The organism is Vreelandella mediterranea (genome assembly GCF_970647075.1).
Genome location: NZ_OZ310198.1, coordinates 1,507,695 through 1,531,281 on the forward strand (window position 1 = coordinate 1,507,695; position 23,587 = coordinate 1,531,281).

17 protein-coding genes are annotated in these 23,587 nt (G+C 62.0%); 11 read left to right on the forward strand and 6 right to left on the reverse strand.

Annotated elements, in window-relative coordinates; translation table 11 throughout:
• Window positions 1-4 precede the first annotated feature (4 nt).
• Window positions 5-799, forward strand: a complete 795-nt coding sequence (gene moaC, locus ACWFVE_RS07130) for a cyclic pyranopterin monophosphate synthase MoaC (protein ID WP_447528586.1) — start codon at window positions 5-7, stop codon at window positions 797-799.
• On the forward strand, window positions 800-1,261 hold the full coding sequence (moaE, locus tag ACWFVE_RS07135; protein ID WP_447528587.1) for a molybdopterin synthase catalytic subunit MoaE: 462 nt from the start codon (window positions 800-802) through the stop codon (window positions 1,259-1,261).
• A gap of 4 nt (window positions 1,262-1,265) precedes the next feature.
• On the opposite strand, the gene ACWFVE_RS07140 is transcribed toward moaE, so the two are convergent.
• Complete coding sequence (locus tag ACWFVE_RS07140; protein ID WP_447528588.1) at window positions 1,266-2,840, reverse strand: ribonuclease J; 1,575 nt, start codon at window positions 2,838-2,840, stop codon at window positions 1,266-1,268.
• A 266-nt stretch (window positions 2,841-3,106) separates the two neighbouring features.
• Here ACWFVE_RS07140 and purU point away from each other — a divergent pair, with 266 nt between their 5' ends.
• Window positions 3,107-3,961: a formyltetrahydrofolate deformylase gene (purU, locus tag ACWFVE_RS07145; RefSeq protein WP_447528589.1), complete on the forward strand. Its 855-nt coding sequence runs from the start codon at window positions 3,107-3,109 to the stop codon at window positions 3,959-3,961.
• 64 nt (window positions 3,962-4,025) lie between these two features.
• On the opposite strand, the gene lexA is transcribed toward purU, so the two are convergent.
• The gene (gene lexA / locus ACWFVE_RS07150) at window positions 4,026-4,700 is read right to left on the reverse strand and encodes a transcriptional repressor LexA (RefSeq protein ID WP_447528590.1); all 675 of its coding nucleotides are present in this window, start codon (window positions 4,698-4,700) and stop codon (window positions 4,026-4,028) included.
• A gap of 219 nt (window positions 4,701-4,919) precedes the next feature.
• On the opposite strand from lexA, the gene ACWFVE_RS07155 reads away from it, so the two are divergent.
• The 4 genes from ACWFVE_RS07155 (at window position 4,920) to ACWFVE_RS07170 (ending at window position 7,856) form a co-directional block, all read left to right on the forward strand.
• Window positions 4,920-5,597 carry a TetR/AcrR family transcriptional regulator gene (locus tag ACWFVE_RS07155; RefSeq protein WP_447528591.1) on the forward strand — a complete coding sequence of 226 codons (678 nt, stop codon included), beginning with the start codon at window positions 4,920-4,922 and terminating at the stop codon, window positions 5,595-5,597.
• On the forward strand, window positions 5,575-6,102 hold the full coding sequence (locus ACWFVE_RS07160) for a L,D-transpeptidase family protein (RefSeq protein WP_447528592.1): 528 nt from the start codon (window positions 5,575-5,577) through the stop codon (window positions 6,100-6,102). Before ACWFVE_RS07155 ends, ACWFVE_RS07160 begins: the two co-directional genes overlap by 23 nt.
• 65 nt (window positions 6,103-6,167) lie before the next feature.
• Window positions 6,168-7,178, forward strand: a complete 1,011-nt coding sequence (gene nagZ / locus ACWFVE_RS07165; RefSeq protein WP_447528593.1) for a beta-N-acetylhexosaminidase — start codon at window positions 6,168-6,170, stop codon at window positions 7,176-7,178.
• 99 nt (window positions 7,179-7,277) lie between these two features.
• Window positions 7,278-7,856, forward strand: a complete 579-nt coding sequence (locus ACWFVE_RS07170; RefSeq protein WP_447528594.1) for a hypoxanthine-guanine phosphoribosyltransferase — start codon at window positions 7,278-7,280, stop codon at window positions 7,854-7,856.
• Between the two features lie 11 nt (window positions 7,857-7,867).
• Here the strand turns inward: ACWFVE_RS07170 and ppsR are convergent, their stop codons facing one another.
• Window positions 7,868-8,701 (reverse strand): posphoenolpyruvate synthetase regulatory kinase/phosphorylase PpsR, encoded by an 834-nt coding sequence (gene ppsR, locus ACWFVE_RS07175; protein ID WP_447528595.1) that lies wholly within the window; start codon window positions 8,699-8,701, stop codon window positions 7,868-7,870.
• A gap of 276 nt (window positions 8,702-8,977) precedes the next feature.
• Between ppsR and ppsA the strand changes: the two genes are divergently transcribed.
• Together ppsA and ggt are read left to right on the forward strand one after the other, a co-directional pair.
• Window positions 8,978-11,359: a phosphoenolpyruvate synthase gene (gene ppsA / locus ACWFVE_RS07180; RefSeq protein WP_447528596.1), complete on the forward strand. Its 2,382-nt coding sequence runs from the start codon at window positions 8,978-8,980 to the stop codon at window positions 11,357-11,359.
• Between the two features lie 147 nt (window positions 11,360-11,506).
• Window positions 11,507-13,297, forward strand: coding sequence for a gamma-glutamyltransferase (gene ggt / locus ACWFVE_RS07185; protein ID WP_447528597.1), 1,791 nt, complete (start codon window positions 11,507-11,509; stop codon window positions 13,295-13,297).
• An 18-nt stretch (window positions 13,298-13,315) separates the two neighbouring features.
• Here the strand turns inward: ggt and ACWFVE_RS07190 are convergent, their stop codons facing one another.
• The 3 genes from ACWFVE_RS07190 to acnB form a co-directional block, all read right to left on the reverse strand.
• A complete protein-coding gene (locus ACWFVE_RS07190; protein ID WP_447528598.1) occupies window positions 13,316-15,202 on the reverse strand; it encodes a glycerophosphodiester phosphodiesterase family protein in 1,887 nt (628 codons plus the stop codon).
• A gap of 59 nt (window positions 15,203-15,261) precedes the next feature.
• The gene (gene rraA / locus ACWFVE_RS07195; protein ID WP_447528599.1) at window positions 15,262-15,768 is read right to left on the reverse strand and encodes a ribonuclease E activity regulator RraA; all 507 of its coding nucleotides are present in this window, start codon (window positions 15,766-15,768) and stop codon (window positions 15,262-15,264) included.
• 150 nt (window positions 15,769-15,918) lie between these two features.
• The gene (gene acnB / locus ACWFVE_RS07200) at window positions 15,919-18,522 is read right to left on the reverse strand and encodes a bifunctional aconitate hydratase 2/2-methylisocitrate dehydratase (protein ID WP_447528600.1); all 2,604 of its coding nucleotides are present in this window, start codon (window positions 18,520-18,522) and stop codon (window positions 15,919-15,921) included.
• Between the two features lie 474 nt (window positions 18,523-18,996).
• Between acnB and miaE the strand changes: the two genes are divergently transcribed.
• Entirely contained in the window at window positions 18,997-19,653 is a 657-nt protein-coding gene (gene miaE / locus ACWFVE_RS07205; protein ID WP_447528601.1) for a tRNA isopentenyl-2-thiomethyl-A-37 hydroxylase MiaE, read from the forward strand.
• 31 nt (window positions 19,654-19,684) lie between these two features.
• Complete coding sequence (locus ACWFVE_RS07210; protein WP_447528602.1) at window positions 19,685-23,584, forward strand: AAA family ATPase; 3,900 nt, start codon at window positions 19,685-19,687, stop codon at window positions 23,582-23,584.
• The last annotated feature ends 3 nt before the right edge of the window (window positions 23,585-23,587 follow it).

Below are 23,587 nucleotides of genomic sequence, written 5' to 3' on the forward strand. Positions count from 1 at the left end.
CGATATGCAGCTGACCCACCTGAATACCCAAGGCGAAGCCAACATGGTGGATATCGCCGATAAAGAGGCGTCGCGCCGGGAAGCGGTGGCGTCGGGGCGCATCGTCATGGCTCCGGCAACGTTAAGGCTTTTGAGCGACGGTGAGCTGCCCAAAGGCGATGTATTGGCCACGGCGCGCATTGCGGGTATCCAGGCCGCTAAACGCACGTCCGATCTGATTCCACTGTGCCATTCGCTGGCGCTTAGTAAGGTGAGCATCGATTTCGATATCGACTGGCAGGAGGGCGCGGTCGATGTACACGCGCTTTGCCGGTTAAATGGGCGCACCGGTGTCGAGATGGAGGCGCTGACGGCGGTTTCGGTGGCGTGCTTGACGCTTTACGACATGTGCAAGGCCGTCGATAAGGAGATGCGCATCGACGCGATTCAGCTCGAGAGCAAGCGCGGCGGCGTACGCGGCGATTATCAACGTAACGCGGCGCCGATCGTGACCGGAGAAGGGACGCCAGGGGAGGTAAGCGTCGGCGAGCGCTGTACGGTATCGCCCTGCGTGCGGGTCAAGTTCCTGGCCGAGCTTCGTGAGCGGGTCGGGCATAGCGAAGTATCGTTCTCCCTCGATGAGCTTGAAAGCCGCGATGTAGCCGGGCTCAAAATGGTGCTGACCGAGAAGGATACGCGTTTTAGCGTATTGAAGGAGCAGCGTACGCTGTGCGCCATCAATCAGGTGATGGCCAACGACACCGCGCCGATCACCGACGGTGACGAGATTGCCTTTTTTCCACCGGTGACCGGGGGCTGAATGAGCGACTCATTGATTAGTGTGGCCATACAGGAGGCGGCGTTTAGCCTCGACGAGGGCTATACCGCGGCACTTGAAAATCGCTTTGACATCGGCGCCGTCGTGACCTTTACCGGGCTGGTGCGTGACTTCAACGAGACCCCCGAGGTGACCGGACTGACCCTTGAGCACTATCCGGGAATGACCGAGCGCGCCCTTTACGAGATTGGCGAAGAGGCGCTGTCGCGCTGGGCGCTGCAGAAGGTGGTGATCATCCATCGGGTAGGGCAGCTACATCCCGGCGACCCGATCGTGCGGGTGCTGGTGGCCAGTGCCCACCGCCGAGACGCGTTCAGCGCCTGCGATTTCATCATGGATATTTTAAAGACTCGCGCGCCTTTCTGGAAAAAGGAGCATTCCACCCAAGGGGATTACTGGGTGAAGGAGCGCGCAAGCGACCAGCAGGACGCGGCGCGCTGGTGACACGTCAAGGCGCTTCGGTCGCCATGATCTGAAGATGGACTTCCGGCATGTGCTGGCAGTGTTCCCCCAGCCAGTGAACCATGCCGGGGGTAAGCGCCTCGCGAAGCTCGGCCAGGGTGTCGGCGTGTATCTCATCGAGGCGCTCGTCGAGCCAGTCGCTAAAGCTCTCTTCATCGATGGGGCTTGCCCCGCTCGCGTCGAGCATCAAGCGGCCGATACGCTGCCAGCCCGTATCGGTGGCGCATACTGGCAGCGCCAGAAACAGCGTGCCGCGCCGGGCGCTGTTCGACTCTGCCCCAAGGCCTGGGTGAGGCGTCACGCTGTTTTGATCCACCACGTGGGGCAGCTGCGGGTAGCGCGCCTCGACCCGAATCCCTTCGTTGTCCATTGCCAGCATATCGCCGTTGACCGGGGCGAGTGGCGCCTTGATACCGAGCTCTTCGGCCAGCGCCTGATGGGCCTTTTGATGGACCGCTTCGCCGTGAACTGGCAGCAGCGCCTTGGGCCTTATCCAACGATAGAGCGTTTTGAGCTCTTCCTGGGCGGGGTGGCCGGTGGCGTGGAGTTCCGGGTGGTTGGTTTCGTCAAAAAGCGCCACGCCTAGCTGGGTAAAGCGGCGTTTGAGCTGGGCAATCGGGCGTTCGTTGCCGGGAATGGCCTTGGCGGAGAAAATCACGTTATCGCCCGCTTCCAGGTCCATGAAGGGGTGACGTCCCTGGGCCAAGCGCTGAAGCGCTGCGCGGGGCTCGCCCTGGCTGCCCGTGGCGATCACGACGACTTCATCCGGCGGCAGGTAGCCCAAATCCTGGGGCGGGACCAGCGCCGGGAAGTCGTCCAGATAGCCAAGCCCACGGGCGACACCCACCATACGCTCCATGGAGCGGCCCATCAGGCTCACCCGCCGTCCACTCTGCGCCGCCGCTTGGCCAATCGCCCACACGCGCGCCAGGTTGCTGGCAAAGCAGGAGACCACGACGCGGCCCTTGCACGCCTTTAGCGTTCGGGTGAGCGCTTTTGCGACATCGCCTTCGCTGCCTGCGGTACCGGGGAGCGGGGCGTTGGTTGAGTCGCCGACGACGAGATCCAGCGGCGCCAGTGCCTGAAAGTGTGCGGGATTGACGCTCGGGCCGATCAGCGGCGCGGGGTCGAGCTTCCAGTCGCCGGTGTGGAGTACCCGGTAGCCGCCGGCCAGCATCATGATGGCGCAGCTTTCGGGAATCGAGTGCGTCATCAACAGATAGCGAAGCGTGAACGGGCCCTGCTCCAGCGCCTCATTGGGTTCGATCACGTGAATGGCGGCGCTGCTCAAACTGTGCTCGGCAAACTTGTGGCGTAGCAGGCCGGCGGCCAAGGGGGTGGCGTAAATCGGGCACTGCCACTTCGGCCAAAGCCAGGCGACCGCGCCGATATGGTCTTCGTGGCCGTGGGTGATGTAAAGCGCTTGGGGGATGATGTCGAGCTCGGCCAGGGTCTGGGTATTGGGTACCTGAAGCGGGGCGCTGGGCAGATCCTGGCGAATCATCATGCCGCAATCAATGGCGATCCAGTGGCCGTCATAACCATAAAGCGTCAGGTTCATTCCTATTTCACCACAGCCGCCAAGCGGCAGTATGCGCAAGGGTGGACGGCGGCGGGGACGAAGTTGAACGCGAGATGGATCCATTGATTATGAACAGCCTGAAAAGTAAGGCTTTAACTATACGGTAAGGCGGGGGCGGCTAACAATCATGGCGATGCCAGCCAGGCCCGCTTGCGCTACACTAGCGCCCTTGCTCAGCGCCACGACCCCCTTCATGGCGGACAAGGCCTGGCATTTTTAAAATCGTGTTTATATTGAGTGAATTTATGTCGCATTACTACCGTTTAGTGGTTTCCTGCCCGGACCAAGTGGGCATTGTGGCGCGTGTCTCCAGCTTCATCGCCCAGCACGGCGGCTCCATCACCGAGGCAAGCCAGCATTCGGATCTGCAAACGGGCCGGTTTTTCATGCGTTACGAGATCCTTGCCGATTCCATCGGTATGACCGCCGAGGCGCTCGAGGAGGCGTTCTCGCCGATCGCCAGTGCCTTCGACATGCAGTGGGCGCTGGTTGATACGCAAAAGCGGCGCAACGTGGTGATCATGGTCTCAAAAGAGTCCCACTGCCTGGTCGACCTGCTTTACCGCTGGCAGGCGGGTGAGCTCGACTGCAACATCGTGGGGATCATCTCCAATCACCCGGATATGCGCGCGCTGAGTGAGTGGTACCAGATTCCCTACTTTCACATTGCGGTCGACCCAGGCGACAAGCAGGCCTCGTTCGATGCGGTACAGGCGCAAATCGAGGCGCTCGAGGCGGACTGCATCGTGCTGGCGCGCTACATGCAGATTCTGCCGCCGGCGCTTTGTAGCCGCTACGCGGGCCAAGTCATCAACATCCATCACAGCTTTTTGCCCTCGTTTGCCGGTGCCAAGCCTTACCACCAGGCTTACGCGCGGGGCGTTAAGCTGATCGGTGCGACCTGCCACTACGTGACCGAGGAACTGGATGCCGGCCCGATCATCGAGCAGGACATTCATCGGGTTAGCCACTGCCATACCCCGACGGATCTGGTGCGCTTTGGCCGCGACGTGGAAAAATCGGTGCTGGCGAGGGGAATCCGCTGGCACCTGGAAGACCGCGTGCTGATCGACGGCAACAAGACCGTCGTCTTTAACTAAAAAAGCGGGGGGGCACTGATGAGTGCCCCCCGCTTTTTATACGACGTTCAAACAGGCGAGTGGCTTAGCCGAGCGCTTGGCCACTGCCGCCGCGAATCACGCCTACGCCTACGCCTTCGATATCGAGCTGCTGGGTGCGCAGGTCTATTTCGATCGGGTCGAAGTCGCTGTTTTCAGCCAGCAGTGTTACCTGGTGCCCGTCGCGCTTGAAGCGCTTGACGGTGACTTCGTCTTCAAGGCGTGCCACCACGATCTGCCCGTCGCGTACCCGCTCGGTGCGGTGCACGGCGAGCAGGTCGCCTTCCAGAATACCGATATCTTTCATCGAAAGCCCGCGCACGCGCAGCAGGTAGTCCGCCTTGGGCGTGAAGTAGTCCGCCGGAAGCGGGCAGTAGCGGTCGATGTGCTCGGCGGCCAGAATCGGGTTGCCCGCAGCGACTTCGCCAATGATGGGCAAGCCGTTTGCCGGCGTTTCGCTGCTTTCGTTGGCGGCGGGCGCCGGCTCGGTGGTTTCGGTGCCTTCCTGATTGGGCAGGCGAATACCCCGGGAGGTGTGGCGAATGATACGAATCGCGCCTTTGCGCTCGAGGGCACGAAGGTGCTCTTCCGCCGCGTTGGGTGAGCGAAAGCCCAGCGCTTTAGCGATCTCGGCCCGGGTAGGCGGGTAGCCGAGCTCATTCATGGTTTTAACGATAAAGTCAAAAACGTGCTGTTGACGTACTGTAAGAGGACGGGACATGTCTGACTCCAGCGTAAAAGGGTAACTAAAAAGGTGACTCGCTATATATGTGTTTAAGTATACAGTATGTTCCTCTGTCCAGTATATGACTCAAGCCACGGATTATAAAGCCGTTCGGGCATCGAGGAGGGGAGTTCACCTTTTCTTGCGATTGAGACTGGCGCGTTAATGGCCTACTATTTTGCGATGTTTTAAACACTCGTTTTTCTGGAGGGCGCCATGGCGCAATCTGATACGGTCACGCGTATCCTGGATACTGCGGAGGTGCTGTTCGCTGAACGCGGCTTTGCCGAGACCTCGCTTCGTAATATCACCAGCAAGGCACGGGTGAATCTGGCCGCCGTGAACTACCACTTCGGTTCCAAGAAAGCGCTGATCCAGGCCGTATTCGCGCGCTATCTCGATCCTTTCAGCCAGCGCTTTCACGAAGCGCTGGACGCACTCCACGAGCGCTACGGCGAGGATGACATTCCCCTCGAAGTGCTGCTCGAGGCCATGGCGACCACGGTGCTGACGGTGCCCGCCGAGCGTAATAGCCTGAAGGTTTTCATGCGTCTTTTGGGTCTGGCCTATAGCCAGGCCCAAGGGCACCTGCGCCGCTATATTCAGCAGCAGTACGGCGATGTGTTCACCCGTTTCGTCGAGCTCGTTCGTCGGGCAACGCCGGAGCTTCCCGACGCGGAACGCTTCTGGCGGCTTCACTTCATGCTGGGCACGGTGATCTTCACGCTTTCCGGGCTCGATGCATTGCGCGATATTGCCGCCAAGGAGTACAACGAGCAGGTCTCGGTGCGCGATCTTGTCCGGCGGCTACGCCCGGTGGTGGTTTCCGCCATGAACGCGCCGCTTCCCCCCGCTTTGGAGGAGTCTGCGTATGCCGACGCCCAATCTGGCTGATCTCCCACCCGCCGATGGCCCTTGGCTCGAGGTCGACCTCGCCACCCAGCGCCTGCGCTGCTGGCAGGGCCAGGCGGTGGTACACGAGTGCGCTGTCTCGACCGGTGAAAACGGCGTAGGGCAAAACGAGGGCAGTGGTCAGACGCCCCAAGGCTGGCACTACGTGCGCGCCGCCATTGGCGAAGGCCTGCCGGAAAACGCGGTGTTTCGCGGGCGGCGCTTCACCGGGGAAGTCTTTACCCCGGAGCTGGGCGCGCAAAATCCGCACCGCGACTGGATTCTGACGCGAATTCTCTGGCTTTGCGGGCTCGAGCGCGGCGTTAACCGCGCAGGCCAGACCGACTCCCAGCGCCGCTATATCTATCTGCACGGCACGCCGCCGGACCAACCCATGGGTATCGCCGCCTCCCACGGCTGCATTCGCCTGCGCAATGACGACCTGCTCGCAGTGTTCGCTTTCGCCGTTCCTGGCACGCCGGTCTGGCTCAACGCCTCGGGGCTTTAACGCCGGATTTTGTTTAAGGCCGCCGATCGACTAGAATTGGCGGCCGTTTTATTGGATGCAAGCCGATGACGCAACCGCCAGGCCCGGTCATGCTCGACCTCGAAGGGCCCGCTATCACGCAAGCCGAAAAAGCCCTGCTGGCCGACCCCGCCGTGGGCGGGGTCATTTTGTTTGCGCGCAACGTAGAAAGTGCCGAGCAGGTCAGTGCACTTTGCCAAAGCATTCGCCGCCTAAGACCCGATCTGCTGCTGGGCATCGACCAGGAAGGCGGGCGCGTTCAGCGCATCAAAAAAGGCGTTACGCGGCTTCCCGCGATGGCGCGCATTGGCGAGGTCTACGCCCAAGACGCGGATGCCGGGATACAGCTGGCAATCGATGCCGGCTGGCTGCTGGGCATGGAGATGGCGGCCTGCGGGCTCGATATTAGCTTCGCCCCGGTGCTCGATGTCGAAAGCGGGGTTTCCAGCGTGATCGGCGATCGAAGCTTCAGCCAGGACCCCGAGCACGTCGCCGAGCTTGGCGGGCGCTTCATTCAGGGCCTGCACGAGGCGGGTATGGCCGCGGTGGGCAAACACTTTCCCGGCCACGGCGGCATCGAAGCCGACACCCATCATAGCGTTGCCGACGACCCGCGCCCGCTAAGCGAGCTCAAGGCGCGGGACCTGGTGCCTTTCACCCGCTTGGCCGCCCAGCTCGACGGCGTCATGCCCGCCCATGTGGTCTTTAGCGCTTTCGATCAGCGCCCTGCGGGCTTCTCGCCGAACTGGCTCGGGATGCTCAGAGAGTCGCTGGGCTTCAAGGGGGCGATCTTCTCCGATGATTTGACCATGGCCGGTGCCCACGCCGCCGGCGGGCCGGTGGAGCGCGCCCGGGCCGCGCTGGCCGCCGGCTGCGACATGCTGCTGGTATGTAATGATCGTGGCGCCGCGCTCGAGGTGGTCGCGCACTGTCAGGGTATCGAGAGCAAACGCGCCGGCAAGCTTCGCTACGCCCGCGCCCGGCCGGATCTCGCGGCGTTACACGCGCTCAAGCGCTGGCGCCGCGCCAATGCACGCCTGGGTGAGCTGGCCGACTAGCCCGCGCCGCCTTAAAACCTTTTTCTCGTTCGAAGCGCCGATATACCGCCGGCGCTTTTATTTTTTTGAACCTTGATCGCTTGATACCGGAGCCCTTCGATGAACAAACTCGATAAAGAAGCCCTTGAATCCCTGGATTCAATGCGTGCGCTGATGGATAACGCCGACTGCCTGATCACCCAGGCGCAGGTCGAGGAAGCTCTCGATCACATGGCCGAAGCCATCACGCGGGATTTGGGCGACAAGCTGCCGGTGTTTTATTGCGTGATGAACGGCGGGCTGATCACCACCGGCCATCTGCTGACCCGGCTGGGCTTTCCGCTGGAAGTCGACTACCTGCACGCTACGCGCTACCGCAACGAACTGCGCGGTGGCGAGCTTTTCTGGCGGGTCTCGCCGGAAGTACCCATGGCCGGACGCCATGTGGTGATCATCGATGACATTCTCGACGAAGGCTCGACTCTGGCGGCGATTCTGGATTACTGCCAACAGGCCCAGGCGGCGAGCGTCACCACCGCCGTGCTGGTCGATAAACAGCACGACCGCAAGGCGGTACCTGGGCTCAAGGCCGACTACTGCGGCCTGGAAGTGGCGGATCGTTACGTGTTCGGTTTCGGCATGGACTACAAGGGTTACTGGCGCAACGCCCCGGGTATCTTCGCGCCCAAGGGGCTATGAGCCTTACCCCTTTAGCGGGGCGAAAAACGCCGCGTTAGCCCGGTTTCGGCGATCATGCGCGTAGAGATCTCCTCGATCGAGAAGCGGGTGGTATCGATGAACGGAATGCCAAGCGTGCGGTAAAGTGCGCTTGCCTGCTCCACTTCCTGCACGCACTGGTCGATCGAGCTATAACGGCTGTTGGGGCGGCGCTCGTTACGAATGGCCGAAAGCCTTCGCGGGTCGATGGTCAGTCCGAAGAGCTTGTGGCGGTGCGGGGCGAGCACCTTGGGCAGTTTCAAGCTGCCGTCCTCGTCGAGATCGTCTTCGGTGATCGGGTAGTTGGCCGCGCGGATACCGAACTGCAGCGCAAGATAAAGCGACGTTGGCGTTTTGCCGCAGCGCGAAACGCCGACCAGAATGACGTCCGCCTGATCGTACTGGTGGGTGCGCGCGCCGTCGTCGTTGTCGAGGGCAAAGTGTACCGAGTGGATGCGATCCATGTAGACATCGTCGCTGCCAATGGCGTGGGTTCGCCCGACACTATACGAAGAGTGGGTCTTGAGCTCTTGCTCCAGCGGCGCCAAAAAGGTCGAAAACACATCCACTTTGAAGCCCTGGGCTTGGCGAATGACGTCGCGAATTTCCTGATCGACGATGGTGTCGATGATGATCGGGCGCTGGCCGTCGCGGTTGGCGGTGGCGTCGATGATATTGGCGAGCGCCTGGGCTTTTTCGACCGAGTCGATATAGGGCTTGGTGAGCATCGTGATCTCGACACCGCTGAATTGCGCCAAAAGGCTACGCCCCAAACTCTCGGCGGTGATCCCCGTTCCGTCGGAAATAAAAAATGCCGTACGCTTCATGCTTTTCTCCCGTTGATCACCTCGATGCGTGAAGCGCTATTCTCACCGTTGGGTGTCGTAAGCACAACGGGCCAGGCCGCTATGGAGCAGGCGACTACAGAAAGCGCTTCAATTCTCGCCGTGTTGTAAAAAACCTTCACTGACTTCGCGGTTAGACTAATGGCGAATACGAGGGGGCGGTGATAGGGTGACACGCTCAATGAAATTGACCGACCCGCTCTGGCGAGACCCGGTCGGGTGGTTCAACCCGCGGTTGATGATTAAAAGGGGTGTTGCGTGCAAGAGTACATTGTGTGGTTCGATCAACTGGGCATGAACGACGTCGAGCGAGTAGGCGGCAAGAACGCCTCGCTCGGTGAAATGATCTCCAATCTTGCGGGCGCCGGTGTCACCGTGCCCGGCGGCTTTGCCACCACCGCGCACGCCTACCGTGAATTTCTCGCTTTCGAGGGCCTCAACGACCGGATCAACGCGCTGCTGACGCGTTTGGACGTCGACGACGTCAAGGCGCTTGCACAGGCGGGCAGTACCATCCGTCAGTGGATTATCGATACGCCTTTACCGCCCGCTTTCGAGCGCGCCTTGGCAGATGCCTACGCCGCCCTGCAACAGCGCCACCCCAACCTGAAAGCCGCCGTACGAAGCTCCGCTACCGCCGAAGACCTGCCAGATGCCTCCTTTGCCGGCCAGCAGGAAACCTTCCTCAACATCGAAGGCTTCGACAACGTCAAGCGCGCCGTACACGAGGTGTTTGCTTCATTATTCAACGACCGGGCGATTTCTTATCGCGTGCACCGCGGCTACGCGCACGAGAACGTGGCGCTTTCCGCGGGCGTGCAGAAAATGGTGCGCTCGGAAACCGGCGCCTCTGGGGTCATGTTCACCCTGGACACTGAGTCGGGCTATCGCGATGCGGTATTCGTCACCGCCTCTTGGGGGCTGGGTGAAACCGTGGTGCAAGGCGCAGTCAATCCGGACGAGTTCTACGTTCACAAACCCACCCTGGAAGCGGGGCGCCCGGCGGTGCTGCGCCGCACCCTGGGCTCCAAGCTGATCAAGATGGTTTACGGTGAAAGTGCCAGCGCCGGCAAGTCCGTCGAAACCGTCGACGTACCGCTCTCTGATCGCGGGCGCTTTTGTATAAACGATGAGCAGATCATGGATCTTGCCCGCCAGGCGGTTACCATCGAAAAGCACTACCAGCGGCCCATGGATATCGAGTGGGCGCTGGACGGCGACGACGGCAAGCTCTACATCGTTCAGGCGCGCCCGGAAACCGTGGTGTCCCAGCAGGAGGGCGGCAAGCTCGAGCGCTTCCACCTCCGGGAGAAAGGGCGCCGGCTGATCACCGGCCGGGCGATCGGTCAGCGTATCGGCAGCGGTACGGTGAAAATCGTGCTCAGCCCGGACGAGATGCACAAGATCAACGACGGCGACATCCTGGTCACCGACATGACCGACCCGGATTGGGAGCCGATCATGAAGCGCGCCTCGGCGATCGTCACCAACCGCGGTGGGCGCACCTGCCATGCGGCGATCATCGCGCGTGAGCTGGGTATCCCCGCCGTGGTCGGCTGCGGCGACGCCACGACCCAGCTGCGCGAAGGCATCGACGTCACCGTCTCCTGCTCCGAAGGTGACACCGGCAACGTCTACGAAGGCATTCTCGATTACGAATGCAAGGTCTCAAGCGTCGACGCCATGCCCGAGATTCCGTTCAAGATCATGATGAACGTGGGTAACCCGGATCGCGCCTTCGGCTTCGCCGGATTGCCCAACGCCGGTGTCGGGCTTGCCCGGCTCGAGTTCATCATCAACCGCATGATCGGCGTGCACCCCAAGGCGCTGCTGGAGTACGACCGTCAAACGCCGGATTTGCAGCAGGTGATCGACGCGCGCACCGCGGGTTATGACGACCCGGTCAGCTTCTACGTCGACAAACTCGTCGAAGGCATCTCGACGCTGGCCGCGGCGTTCTACCCCCAGCGAGTGATCGTGCGGCTTTCGGATTTCAAATCCAACGAGTACGAAAACCTGATCGGCGGTAAGCTTTACGAGCCCGGCGAAGAGAACCCCATGCTGGGTTTCCGGGGCGCCTCGCGCTATGTTTCCGACGCCTTCCGGCCGTGTTTCGAGCTGGAGTGCCGTGCGCTCAAGCGCGTGCGCGACACCATGGGCTTCGAAAACGTCGAGATCATGGTGCCGTTCGTGCGCACCCCGACCGAGGCGCGCGACGTAGTGGAGCTGCTGGCCGCCAACGGGCTGGCGCGCAACCCGGATGACCCGAACGGCCTCAAGGTCATCATGATGTGCGAGCTGCCCGCCAACGCGCTGCTCGCCGATGAGTTCCTCGAGCACTTCGACGGCTTCTCCATTGGCTCCAACGACCTGACGCAGCTTACCCTGGGGCTCGACCGTGACTCCGCCATCGTCGCGCACCTGTTCGACGAGCGTAATGAAGCGGTGAAAAAACTCCTCTCCATGGCGATCCAGGCGTGCAAGGCGCAGGGCAAGTACGTGGGGATCTGCGGGCAGGGTCCGTCGGATCATCCGGACCTTGCCAAGTGGTTGATGGAGCAGGGCATCGACTCGGTATCGCTCAACCCGGATGCGGTGCTGGAGACCTGGTTCATGCTGGCCGGGGAAACCATCGCCTAAGTAGCCTTGTCAATTCAGCGATTAATGCGCCCGGCCATTGTGCCGGGCGCACGCGTTTTATAGGCTAACCTGTCAGGTGAGTAAGCCAACACCTTTTCCCGCTCAAGAAAACGCCGGTTTCGGCCTCGAAACATCTCAGGAGTGATCATGCTGCCACTACGGGCGACGCTGCCCTTGACCGGCTTATTGCTGGTTCCGCTCTACAGCTTTGGCTTTACCTACGAAGCGCCCTCGGTGACCCCGGAGGTGGGCTCGGGCTACGAGGAAAAACCCGGCTGGGCGAACGATAAATTCGCCGTCGCCGCCGCCAACCCACTGGCCACCGATGCCGGCCGGCAAATTCTTGAAGCCGGCGGTAACGCCATCGACGCGGTCATCGCCGTGCAGATGGTATTGACGCTGGTCGAGCCGCAATCCAGCGGCATCGGTGGCGGGGCCTTTTTGATGCACTTCGATGGCACCGATATCGACGCCTTCGACGGTCGCGAGACCGCCCCGGCGGCGGCGGACGAGATGCTGTTCATGGAAGATGGCGAGCCGCTGGCATTCATGGACGCGGTGGTGAGTGGGCGCTCGGTCGGCGTACCCGGCACGCTGAAGATGCTCGAAACCGCCCACGCCGCCCACGGCCAGCTCGACTGGGAGACGCTCTTCGTCCCGGCGATTACGTTGGCCGAGGAGGGCTTCGAAGTGAGCCAGCGCCTGCACACAAGCCTTGCCGAAGACCCGGCACTGCGCGATGACCCGCTCGCGGGGGCGTTTTATTACGACGCGCAAGGCGAGGCGTTGGCAGTGGGCGAGACGCTGACCAACCCGGCGCTGGGCGTACTGCTTCGCCGGATAGCAAGCGAAGGCAGCCGCGCCTTCTACGAAGGCGACGTGGCCCAGGACCTGGTCGAGCGGGTGCAAAATCACCACACCCGCCCGGGGGAAATGAGCCTGGAGGATTTGAGCGGTTACGAAAGCATCACCCGGGAGGCGATCTGCACACCCTGGCAGCAGTGGGACGTCTGCGGCTTTCCGCCACCGTCCTCGGGGCACCTGACCGTCATGCAAATTCTGGGCATGCTGGAGTACCAGCCGATGATCGAGGCGCCTTTGGATAACGGCGCGGCGAGCAGCGGCTGGCTGCATCAGTTTTTAGAAGCGTCGCGGCTCGCCTTTGCCGACCGTGGCCGCTATATCGCCGACCCGGACTTCGTCGAGGCGCCGGGCGGCGATTGGTCGCTGATGCTCGCCCCGGAGTACCTGGAAAGCCGCAGCCGTTTGATCGAGGAAACCAGCATGGGCGAGAGCGCCGAGCCTGGTAACCCCGGCGAGTTCGAGGTGAGCTATGCAAGCCAGCCCACCCAGCCCGAGTACGGCACCAGCCACATCAGTATCGTCGATGAAGAGGGCAACGCGGTGGCCATGACCACCACCATCGAGCAGGCGTTTGGCTCGCGCATCATGGCCGACGGCGGCACGGGCCTGGCCGGCGGGTACCTACTCAATAACGAGATGACCGATTTCTCCTTCGAGCCGGAAATCGACGGTGAGCCGGTGGCCAACCGGGTCGAGCCCGGCAAGCGGCCACGTTCGAGCATGAGCCCGACATTGGTATTCGATCATGACAACGGCGATTTCGTGGCAAGCCTGGGCTCGCCCGGCGGTGCGGCGATCATTCACTACACCGCACGCACGCTTTTGGCTATGCGTGATTGGGGCCTGAGCGCCCAGGAAGCGCTGAACCTGCCCCACGCGGTCACGCTTGGCGGCGATGTCTGGCTCGAAGAAGGGCGCTTTCCCGAGGCGACCATCGAGTCGCTCACCCAGCGCGGGCATAGCGTCAGCGAACGCGAGCTGACCAGTGGTCTTCAGGCGATTCGCCGCCTGGAAGACGGCACGCTGTTCGGCGGCGCCGACCCGCGCCGTGAAGGCGTCGTGATGGGCGAGTAGGCCGGCCTTTAGGTCAAGTTACTCGCGCAGCCAGTTGCGCAGTTTCACCAGTATCAGACCGCCATCGCTCAAGGCATGGCGGTCTTCTATTAGCATGCTCAGCCGGTCCGGGTAGTCGGTAATGATCGCATCCACGCCTAGATCGATCAGGGTCGACATCCGCGCGCGGTCGTTGACCGTCCAGGCATGTATCTCGTAGCCGTAGCGCCCGGCGAGTTCGATCTCGTGCTGGGTGATGCGGTTATGGCGAAGGCCCAGCGCGTCGAAGCTGCGCCGGTCGAGCGTGCCCGGCAAAATCAACTGGGCCAGCAGCGTCACACGAAGCGCCGGCGCCTGCTCCTTGATGAAGGTGACGATGCCCGGGGTCGTGGTGGCTACGCGCATATCCATCTGCGCGTGGGGAAAGCCGCATTCGCTCATGCCATCGAGGGCGCTTGGCTGGGTCGCCCAGCAGCGGTAGCGGATGTCCGACTCCGCATCGAGGGCATCCAGTACGGCCTGGGCCAGGCGCTGCTCGTCCCGGGGTAAGGCTTTCATGTCGATCATCAGCCCCGCCTTGCCACGCACCAGCGCCAGCGTTTCATCGAGCCCGGCAATGGGCTCGTTGACGAAGGCGTCGCCGAACCAACTGCCCACGTCGAAGCCGCTTAGCTCCTCGCGGGTCAGATCATTAAAATCCCGGGGGTCGCCGGTCAGCCGTGTAAGGCTCCGGTCGTGGTACAGAAGCACCGCATCATCAGCACTTAGTCGCACGTCGAGCTCCACGAAATCCGCCCGGTCCTCGAGCGCCTGACGCACGGCGGCCAGGGTGTTTTCCGGCGCGACCATGGAGCTTCCCCGGTGGGCGATTACCGCCACGTTGTCGCGCAGCTCGAAACTGTTGAGAATCCACCAGGCTTGTAGCGCGGCAAATACCAGCACGAAGGCCTCGACCGCCCAGGCTAGGCGGCCGGGGTTGGCGTTGCCCTCCCTGGGCGCCGGGTGGGGCTCGCGGCAGGCCAACTGAAGGTAGAGGCACGCCGAAAGCAGGGCGTTAGTGGCAATGCCGAGAAAGGTAATGGTCAGGGTGATCAGCACGTAGCCGGTGAGATAGGCAAGCATCGCCGGGATCAGCACGGCGCTTCGCTCGGGCAGCCACCACAAAAGCGGCGTGACGATCAAATCGAAAAGCCAGGTGACGAGCACCGGAAGCGCCACGATCAACACCAGCAGTATCAGTACCGCCGCGCCGATCGAGCGCCGCCCGCCCCGGGTGAGCGGCACGCTCTGCCTAAGCGCGGCCAGCGGCGAGCGCTGCTCGACGGCTACCAGCGGTAGAGCGAGCATCCAGCGAAGATAGAGCCAGGCCGCCAGGCTCGCCCATATCAAGACCAACGGCAGCGCGCAGGCAATGAAGTACCAAAGCACCGGCGGGCGAACGCGCTGCAGGTAGTAGAGATCCAGATCGCTGAGAAATAGATCGAATAGCCAGGTAAGCCCGAGCATGAAGGGGGCGAGCAGTAACAGGTGGGCGCTGACCTGAACGATGACCAGCCCGGCAAGGGCCGGCAGACGCCGGGTGCTCAGCCAAAGCGCTTCAAAAGCGAGGCGGTAGTGGTTTTCCCGGGCCCGGGTGGCGACCAGCAGCATGCCCGCCTGCTGCCAGTAAATCAGCAAAAAGGCGAACCAGAGCCCCACCAACAGGGTTAACAAACCAAGCGGGCTAAAAAGCAGCGCGACCAGCGCCTCGGTCGTGATGACCGTGCGGTTGAGCGCTGAAAGCAGGGTTTGCGACACCCAGCCAATGGCGGGCAGCACCAGTGCCGACGCCAGCAGCGTATAGATCAGGTGATAAGCGATTAGCGGTCTTAGGTGGTCTTTCAGCGTTCGATAAAGGGCGTGGCCCAGGGTGGTCAGCGGCGGCATAAAAAGGAGCTTTTGAAGTGAGTGCAGGCGCGGCGTTTGGGTCGCGCCGGCCAAACGGCCTAAGAGAGGGCCAGGGCAGCGTCGGACACGATAATACCGTTGTTATCGGCGTAGAGCCACTGGCCGGGTTGGAGGGTGGTGCCGGCAAAGGTAACCGGGATATCGCGCTGGCCTTCGCCGTTTTTCTCGCTTTTGCGTGGATGGCTGCCCAACGCCTGAACGCCGAGCGAAAGCGTCGCCAGAATATCCACATCGCGCACGCAGCCAAACATCACAACGCCGGCCCAGCCGTTTTTGACGGCCTGCTCGGCCAGCATGTCGCCCAGCATGGCGCAGCGGTAAGAGCCGCCGGCATCGACCACCAGGACCGCGCCTTCGCCAGGCTCGGCAACCGCCTCTTTTACCCTGGAATTATCCTCGAAGCATTTGATCGTACGTACGCGCCCGTAAAAGGCCTCGACACCGCCCATATTAACGAAGAGCGGATCGAGAACGGCCACCTGGGGGTTGGCATCACAAAGGTCCGGCGTCACGATGTTTAAAGCAGGTGCAGCGGTGGTCGACATGAAGTGCTCCTTGAATGGATGAGGGTGAGCATAAAAAACGCCCCGTCCTCGTAAAAGGAGCGGGGCGTTCGGTCATCGGCTCAGGGCGGCAAAAATTGACCGCCCTGCGATGGTGCGAGCATCGGCGATGGGGTGGTTGCCAAAAGCGGCTTAAGCTTCCTGGGCAACCGGAATCACGTTCGAGGCAATCTTCTGATACTCCTCGATTTCGTGGAAGTTCATGTAACGATAGATCTCGCCGGCCATGGCGTCAAATTCGGCCATGTAACGCTGATACTCCTCAACGCTTGGCAGGCGGCCTTCGACGGCGGCCACTGCCGCCAGCTCCGCCGAGGCCAGGTACACGTTGGCACCATCGCCTAAGCGGTTCGGGAAGTTACGTGTAGACGTAGACACCACGGTGCTTTTCGCTTCCACGCGGGCCTGGTTACCCATACACAGTGAACATCCCGGCATTTCCATGCGGGCACCCGCGCGACCGTAGATGCCGTAATAGCCTTCTTCGGTCAACTGGTGCTGGTCCATCTTGGTCGGTGGCGCCAGCCATAGGCGCGTTTTCAGGCTACCCGCAGGCTGTTTTTCGAGCAGTTTACCCGCCGCGCGGAAATGACCGATGTTGGTCATGCACGAGCCGATAAACACCTCGTCGATTTTTTCACCGGCGACATCAGAAAGAAGCCGCGCGTCGTCCGGGTCGTTGGGCGCGCAGAGAACCGGCTCCTTGATCTCGTCCAGGTCGATTTCGATGACTTCGGCGTACTCGGCGTCCTGGTCGGCGCGCATCAGGCTCGGGTTGGCAAGCCAGGCTTCCATGCCTTCGATACGCCGGCTGATGGTACGCTCGTCGCCGTAGCCGTTGGCCATCATCCATTTCAAAAGGGTGATGTTGGACTTCAGGTACTCGGTCACGCTCTCTTCGGATAGCGTGATGGTACAGCCCGCTGCACTACGCTCGGCGGAGGCGTCGGAAAGCTCGAACGCCTGCTCGACGGTCAAATCCTCGAGGCCTTCGATTTCGAGTACGCGGCCGGAGAACGCATTCTTCTTGCCGGATTTGGCCACGGTCAGAAGACCCTGCTTGATGCCGTAAAGCGGAATGGCATGGACCAGGTCCCGAAGTGTGACACCTGGCTGGCGCTTGCCTTTAAAGCGCACCAGCACGGATTCCGGCATATCCAGCGGCATGACGCCGGTGGCGGCGGCAAACGCCACCAAACCCGAGCCCGCGGGGAAGGAGATGCCCATCGGGAAGCGGGTGTGGGAGTCACCGCCGGTGCCGACCGTGTCCGGCAGCAACATGCGGTTGAGCCAGCTGTGAATGATGCCGTCGCCCGGGCGTAGTGAAACGCCGCCCCGGTTCATGATGAAATCGGGCAAGGTGTGGTGCGTGTCGACGTCCACGGGCTTGGGGTAGGCCGAGGTGTGACAAAACGACTGCATGACCAGATCGGCCTGGAAGCCCAGACACGCCAGATCCTTGAGCTCGTCGCGGGTCATCGGGCCGGTGGTGTCCTGGGAGCCCACGGTGGTCATCTTCGGCTCGCAGTACATGCCAGGACGCACGCCGGGCAGATCGCAGGCCTTGCCGACCATCTTCTGGGCAAGCGTAAAGCCTTTGCCAGTATCCTTGGGCTGCTCGGAGAGGCGGAAAACATCGGAGGCTTCAAGGCCGAGCGATTCCCGCGCCTTGCCGGTCAGGCCGCGCCCTATGATCAGCGGAATACGGCCACCGGCGCGCACTTCGTCGAGAATCAGCTGGGTCTTGAGCTCGAACGTCGTGAGCACCTCATCGGTGCCGTGCTTGCAGACCTTGCCTTCATACGGGTAGACGTCGATGACGTCGCCCATCTGGAGCTTGTCGACGTCCATCTCGACGGGCAGCGCACCGGAGTCTTCCATGGTGTTGAAGAAGATTGGGGCGATCTTGCCGCCAAAGCAGAACCCGCCGGCACGCTTGTTCGGGACATAAGGGATGTCGTCGCCGAAGAACCATAACACCGAGTTGGTGGCGGACTTGCGCGAGGAGCCGGTACCGACCACATCACCCACGTAGGCCACTGGGTAGCCTATGTCCTTGATCTCGTTGATCTGGTCGAGCGGCCCGCGCGAGCCCGGGATTTCCGGATGAATACCGTCACGCTCGTTTTTGAGCATGGCGTTGGCGTGCAGCGGAATGTCCGGGCGTGACCAGGCATCCGGCGCCGGGGAGAGGTCGTCGGTGTTGGTTTCGCCGGGCACCTTGAACACGGTCAAGGTGATTTTTTCTTCAAGGGCAGGCTTGGAGAGGAACCACTCCGCCTCGGCCCAGGACGCGATGACATCCTTGGCGACGGCGTTGCCGTTTTTGGCGCGCTCTTCGACGTCGTGAAAGGCGTCGAACATCAAAATGGTGTGCTTGAGCTGCTCGCCGGCCTCTTTCGCTAGCTCGTCGTTGTCGAGAAGCTCGACCAGCGAGACGATGTTATAGCCACCTTGCATCGTGCCCAGAAGCTTGACGGCGTGAATCTTATCGACCAGCGGGGAGCTTGCCTCGCCCTTGGCGATCGCGGTCAAAAAGCCGGCCTTGACGTAGGCGGCTTCGTCGACGCCGGGCGGAATGCGGTGGGTGAGAAGCTCGAGTACATTCTCCTCTTCACCGGCCGGCGGGTTTTTCAAAAGCTCGATTAAAGCCGCGGTCTGCTCGGCGTTTAGGGGCTTGGGTGGTACGCCATCGGCGGCGCGTTCCTCGACATGTTGGCGGTAAGCTTCAAGCACGTTGGGCCCTCTCATCTTCTTAATGGTGCCGGTCGCATACCCACACGGTATCGAGTATGCGCCATGACACGTGACATACGCTTGACAAACAGCGTCTGGTGGATAGCGTGGATTCTACGGGAAACTGTCGACAATGTTAAGACGAGGGCTGGACCTTTGCGTTCGATGCCCCTACTCAATGTGACAAACGTTCGTTTAAACTGAGCGAGGCGAAGAGGAGGCTTGCAAGGTCTCGCAAAAAAAGCCGTTTGCAATCACCCTGCCATAGACCATTAAATAACAGGGGTGTTATGGGCTTAAGTATCAAAAGCCCACACGCCGGGGTTGAACGCTCGAATACGCGGCCCCGCGCCTCACGATGAGGGCGTAAAAACGCGTGTTATAGTGCCTTAAGGGTCAGTGAGCCCAGTATAACGGGAGCAGCGCCAGGTTTTTGGCGTGTCATTAATGAATAAAGGCGCTTGGTAACCGTATATGTCGATAGAGTTAGCCGTATTGAATCCTGCAGATCACTCCCTTGGCGCGGAGGATCTGCTTCCCCCCAGTCTCAACGCGTTTTTGGCCTGTCAAACGCCGGATGCCTGGCTTGGCTGGGCGCTGGCCAACCCGCAAACGCTTTTGATCGACCACGCGCAGTGTGAAAAAAAGGCCGCCTCCACGGCCATGAACCTGCTTTACCGCTACGTCGACCAGCCGCTGCTGCTTAGCAAGATGTCGCAGCTGGCCCGCGAAGAGCTTCTGCATTTCGAGCAGGTAGTCGCCTTGATGGAGCGCCGCGGCGTGGCTTATACGCACCTGAGCGCCTCGCGCTACGCCGAGGGGCTTAGAAAACACCTGCGCAGCAACGACCCCGAGCGGCTGATCGACATCCTGATCATCGGCGCGCTGATCGAGGCGCGCAGCTGTGAACGCTTCGCTCGCTTGATTCCCTACCTCGATGAAGAGCTCGCTCGGTTTTATCGTACGCTCGTGAAGTCGGAAGGGCGCCATTTCGAGGACTACCTGCTGCTGGCCCGACAGCAAACTTCTGATGCGATCGACGACCGCATCGCCTTTTTTGTAGCGTGTGAAGCCGAGTTGATTACTTCACCCGATACAGCGTTTCGTTTTCATAGCGGTGTGCCGGCCTGAGTCGAGCACCCGTCCAGGTAGGATGTGTCTCATGCGCGATGCCAAGCAGATCGACAAGCTAACCCTTTTTGGCCACTTCTCCCTTACCCTCGAAGAGGTCGTGCTGACGCATTTCAGCTACGACAAAGTCAAAGCCCTGCTGGTTTATCTGTTGTTGCATCGTCAGCCGGTCAATCGTGCCGCCCTTGCCGAGCTACTATGGCCGGACCAGGGACTCTCGTCCGGGCGCACCAACCTGCGCCACGCTCTGCACTGCCTGCGCCAGTCGCTTGGGGGGAGCGCCGACACAGTCCTCAATGTCTCCCGCCAAACCATCGCCTTCAACCTGCCCGCGCATTGGCAAGTGGATCTTCACGAATTACAGGCGCTAATCGAAGGCCCCCAGAACCTGGAAACCCTGGAGGCGGTGCTTGCCTGCTACCAGGGTGATCTGGTCGAAGAGCTCCAACTGACCAACTGTAGCGAATTTCAGCGCTGGCTGTTGCAGGTACGCAACGAGTGGCGCCAGCGGGTCATCCGCTTTGCCGAACAGGTGCTTAACGCCCAAAAGGAAGTGCCCGACACGGTCATTGAGGAGCTGGTCAGCAGCTTTTCGGGCTATGGGCCGTTTCACGAGCGGCTGGTGCGCCAGTTGGCGGAAAAGAATCAGATGGCCGCCGCCCATGAACAGTACCAGAGCTACCTGCAGCTTTTAGCGCTCTCGGGCCAGCAGCCCGAGCCCAGTTTTTTGCAGCTGGCAAGTCACTGGTCCGATGGTCAGCACGACACGCCGGTGGTGACCCCGCAAGGTGCCTACTCCCGGGCGCTGGCGGCGGACAGCAAGCCGCTGCGTGAGGATGAAATCGAGCTTCGCCAGCTTTCGGTCATGGCGATCCGGCTGACCCTGAAAGGCGATTGGCAGGAGCGGGGCACCATGCGTCACTGCCTGAATCTGCAGTTGGAGCTTTTGCGTTGGCTGGAGCAGCAGTGCCACCACCTGGGCGGTTTTTGGCTGCCCGGCGCCACCGGCGGGCTGGGGCTTGCCTGCTTCGGAACCCATGGGCCTGCCCATCAGCTGGCCGAGTTGGTCGCGCTGTACGAGCACTGTCGCAAGGCGTTGCCCCAGGAGATTTCCCGGCGCTGGAGCATCGATAAAGAGCCGCCGAGTTTCGAACTGACCGCCGGGCTCAATAGTGGGCGGGTGGTGTATCTGCCCGAGCGCCAGCTGGCCGACCCCCTCGGCCAGGTGACGCAACTCTCGCTGGAGCTGATGGGCGCTGCCGAAGGGAGCGAGCTTGTGATCTCTCAGCAGGCGAGCCAGCACATGCCGCCGGCGCTCGACCTGCAGCCACGCCTCTCGTCGCGGCTGGTGGCAAGCGATGGCCGGGTGCGCCTGCGCGCGCTGGTGCTGGGCCAGAACGAAGGGGGGCGCGATGCCATGCCGCCCAGTTTGATCGGTCGCGAGACCGCGCTGCGCACGCTGCGCGACGCCCAGGCCCGGGCGGGGATCGGGCTGAGGCAAAGCGTACTGGTACGCGGCGGTACCGGAATGGGCAAGTCCGCCCTGATGGTCGGCTTTCGTCAGCTCGAGCTAAGCCGCGACGCCGCGGTGTGCTGGCTGCCCACCACGCGGCTTTCGGTGCTCGAGCCCTACGGTGTGGCCCGCCAGTTGCTTGCCTGGCACGACCAGCAGCCGCCTACGCTCGAGTCGCTGCACGCGCTCCAACAGGCGCTTTCGTTTACCGAGCTTGGCAGCGAACGCCAACAACTGCTCGAACAGGCGCTGGGGGTGCGCGAGATTGAAGACACCGCTCAGCTCACCCAAAACGGCGAAGCCGTGGAGCTGGTCGCCAGGCTCTTGCACTGCCTGATCGAGCGCGAGGCGCAGCAGCGCACGCTGCTTTTGATGATCGACGACCTGCAGTGGCTGGACGAGCCGTCTTTCAAGGTGCTCGGCGGCCTGCAGGCGCGGCTGGCCATCAATACCGCCTTCATGCTGGTGGCAAGCCACCACGGGCGTGAGCCGCTGCCGGTCAAGCTGCACTGGGATCAACAGATCATGCTCGGCAAGCTCGATGCGGGCCAGGCCGGGCGACTTTTGGCCCAGCTGGCTAAACGCTATCAGATTCAGCTAAGCCCGCGACTTCGCAACCAGATCGTCGAGCGCTGCGACGGCGTACCCCTTTACCTGCAGGAGATCTGCCGGCGTCTGGATATGGACCGTCGTGAAGGGCGCAGCGTACAGTTCAACGAGCTGCCCAAGGGCTTGCTTGGGCTGTTGGCCAGTCGGATCGACCAGCTGGAGCGTGACCGCGAGATCGCCCACGTGGCGGCGGTACTGGGGCGGCGGTTCCAGGTCGACATGCTCGTCGAGAGTAGTCAGGTCGACAAGGGGCGCCTGCTCAAGGCGCTCGAGCACATGCGTCAGCTCGAGATCATCGAACCGGTCGAATCCTCCGGCGTCGAGGCGGACTATCAGTTCAGCCACCAACTGCTACACGAAGCGGCGTACCTTTCTTGCCCGAAAGACGTACGCACCGCGCTTCACCAGCAGGTCGTGACACTGATCGAAGAACGCTTCCCGATGTGGATCAGCCGCCGGCCCGGCGACTTTGCCACGCATCTGCGCCGCAGCGGTCACCACGCCCGCGCTGCCCGCTACTTCGAGCTTGCCGCCCGGGAGGCGCTCAAGGTCAGCGCCAACCGCACCGCGCTGCAGATGGCCGACTTCGGGCTTGGCTGTTTGAAGCATGTCGAGGATCGCGCCGAGCGCGAGGTGAGTCTTCTGACCGTCAAGGGCCAGGCCGCCTTCGCCCTGGAAGGGCATGGCTCGCCTACCGCCCACGAGTGCTTCGTAAGCGCCCGGGAGCTTTTGCGCACCAACGGCGACGACACCCCGGAAGACCCGGAAGACCTCGAGCAGATCTTTTTGGTGAAGTGGGGGCTTTGGCTGAGCCGCAGCCAACGCTACGCCCACGCCGATGCCTTTGCGCTGGCCGCGACGCTTTCCGATATCGCCAGGCGCCTCGAGGACCCACGCTACGCACGACTTGCCGACTCCGCCGGGGCCCAGTGTGAGTACTGGGCCGGGCGCATTGCTCAGGCGTTCGATCATCTAAACGAAATCGATCCGCTCAATGCCTCGATGATGATCGAGTGGCTGCCGTTCTCGGACCACCCCCAGGTAAGCGCGGCGAGTTTTCAGGGCTGGGCGCTTTGTTTGCGCGGCGACTACCAGCGCGCCGAGCGCCATATCGCTGCGGCGATTCGCCTGGCGGAAAAAATCGGCCACCCGGGCACGCTTGCCATGGCGCTGATGTTCGCCACCGCGCTTTACCGCCAGCTGGGCCACATTCACCTGGCGGCCCGCCACGCCGAACGCGCCGCGGCGATGACCGCAACGCCAGACCTGCAGCTTTGGCAGATATCCGCTCAGGGCGTGTTGGGTTGGCAACAGGCGCTAAGCGGCGACCCGGCGGGGCTTGTGAAGCTCAAGGAAAGTCTGGATCAGATGGCCGAGCTCAACGGGCGCGACCGCTTTCAGCGGCCGGTACTCTGGTACGCGGATGCGTGTATCGAACTTGGCGAGCTAGGCGCCGCCGAAGAGTACCTGGATCAATGCCTGGTGATTGCCAGGGAGCGGCGCACGCTGTTTCTTCCTGAAATCGCCACTCAGCTTGCGCGGGTGCGCCACCTTCAGGGGCGTCCATTGAGCGAGGTAAGGCCGTTGGCGGAGCTTGCTATCGACCATGCCCGCGAGCAGGGTAACCGGCATCACGAACTGGCCGCGCTCGAGTTTTGGCTAACGCATATTGCGCCGGAGGATAAAAAAACCCGGGAGCTCTTCCGTGAGCGGCTTTCAAACGTGAGCCATAGCGACGCGCCGATATTGGTGCGCTGGGTGAATCTATTGGAGCGGCGTTTACCGCAGCCCGCCGGCATAGAAAGCTAGCGC

Coding starts and splice junctions, on each gene's coding strand:
- moaC (WP_447528586.1), top strand. CDS start 5: ATGCAGCTGACCCACCTGAATACCCAAGGCGAAGCCAACATGGTGGAT.
- moaE (WP_447528587.1), top strand. CDS start 800: ATGAGCGACTCATTGATTAGTGTGGCCATACAGGAGGCGGCGTTTAGC.
- ACWFVE_RS07140 (WP_447528588.1), bottom strand. CDS start 2,840: ATGAACCTGACGCTTTATGGTTATGACGGCCACTGGATCGCCATTGAT.
- purU (WP_447528589.1), top strand. CDS start 3,107: ATGTCGCATTACTACCGTTTAGTGGTTTCCTGCCCGGACCAAGTGGGC.
- lexA (WP_447528590.1), bottom strand. CDS start 4,700: ATGTCCCGTCCTCTTACAGTACGTCAACAGCACGTTTTTGACTTTATC.
- ACWFVE_RS07155 (WP_447528591.1), top strand. CDS start 4,920: ATGGCGCAATCTGATACGGTCACGCGTATCCTGGATACTGCGGAGGTG.
- ACWFVE_RS07160 (WP_447528592.1), top strand. CDS start 5,575: ATGCCGACGCCCAATCTGGCTGATCTCCCACCCGCCGATGGCCCTTGG.
- nagZ (WP_447528593.1), top strand. CDS start 6,168: ATGACGCAACCGCCAGGCCCGGTCATGCTCGACCTCGAAGGGCCCGCT.
- ACWFVE_RS07170 (WP_447528594.1), top strand. CDS start 7,278: ATGAACAAACTCGATAAAGAAGCCCTTGAATCCCTGGATTCAATGCGT.
- ppsR (WP_447528595.1), bottom strand. CDS start 8,701: ATGAAGCGTACGGCATTTTTTATTTCCGACGGAACGGGGATCACCGCC.
- ggt (WP_447528597.1), top strand. CDS start 11,507: ATGCTGCCACTACGGGCGACGCTGCCCTTGACCGGCTTATTGCTGGTT.
- ACWFVE_RS07190 (WP_447528598.1), bottom strand. CDS start 15,202: ATGCCGCCGCTGACCACCCTGGGCCACGCCCTTTATCGAACGCTGAAA.
- rraA (WP_447528599.1), bottom strand. CDS start 15,768: ATGTCGACCACCGCTGCACCTGCTTTAAACATCGTGACGCCGGACCTT.
- miaE (WP_447528601.1), top strand. CDS start 18,997: ATGTCGATAGAGTTAGCCGTATTGAATCCTGCAGATCACTCCCTTGGC.
- ACWFVE_RS07210 (WP_447528602.1), top strand. CDS start 19,685: ATGCGCGATGCCAAGCAGATCGACAAGCTAACCCTTTTTGGCCACTTC.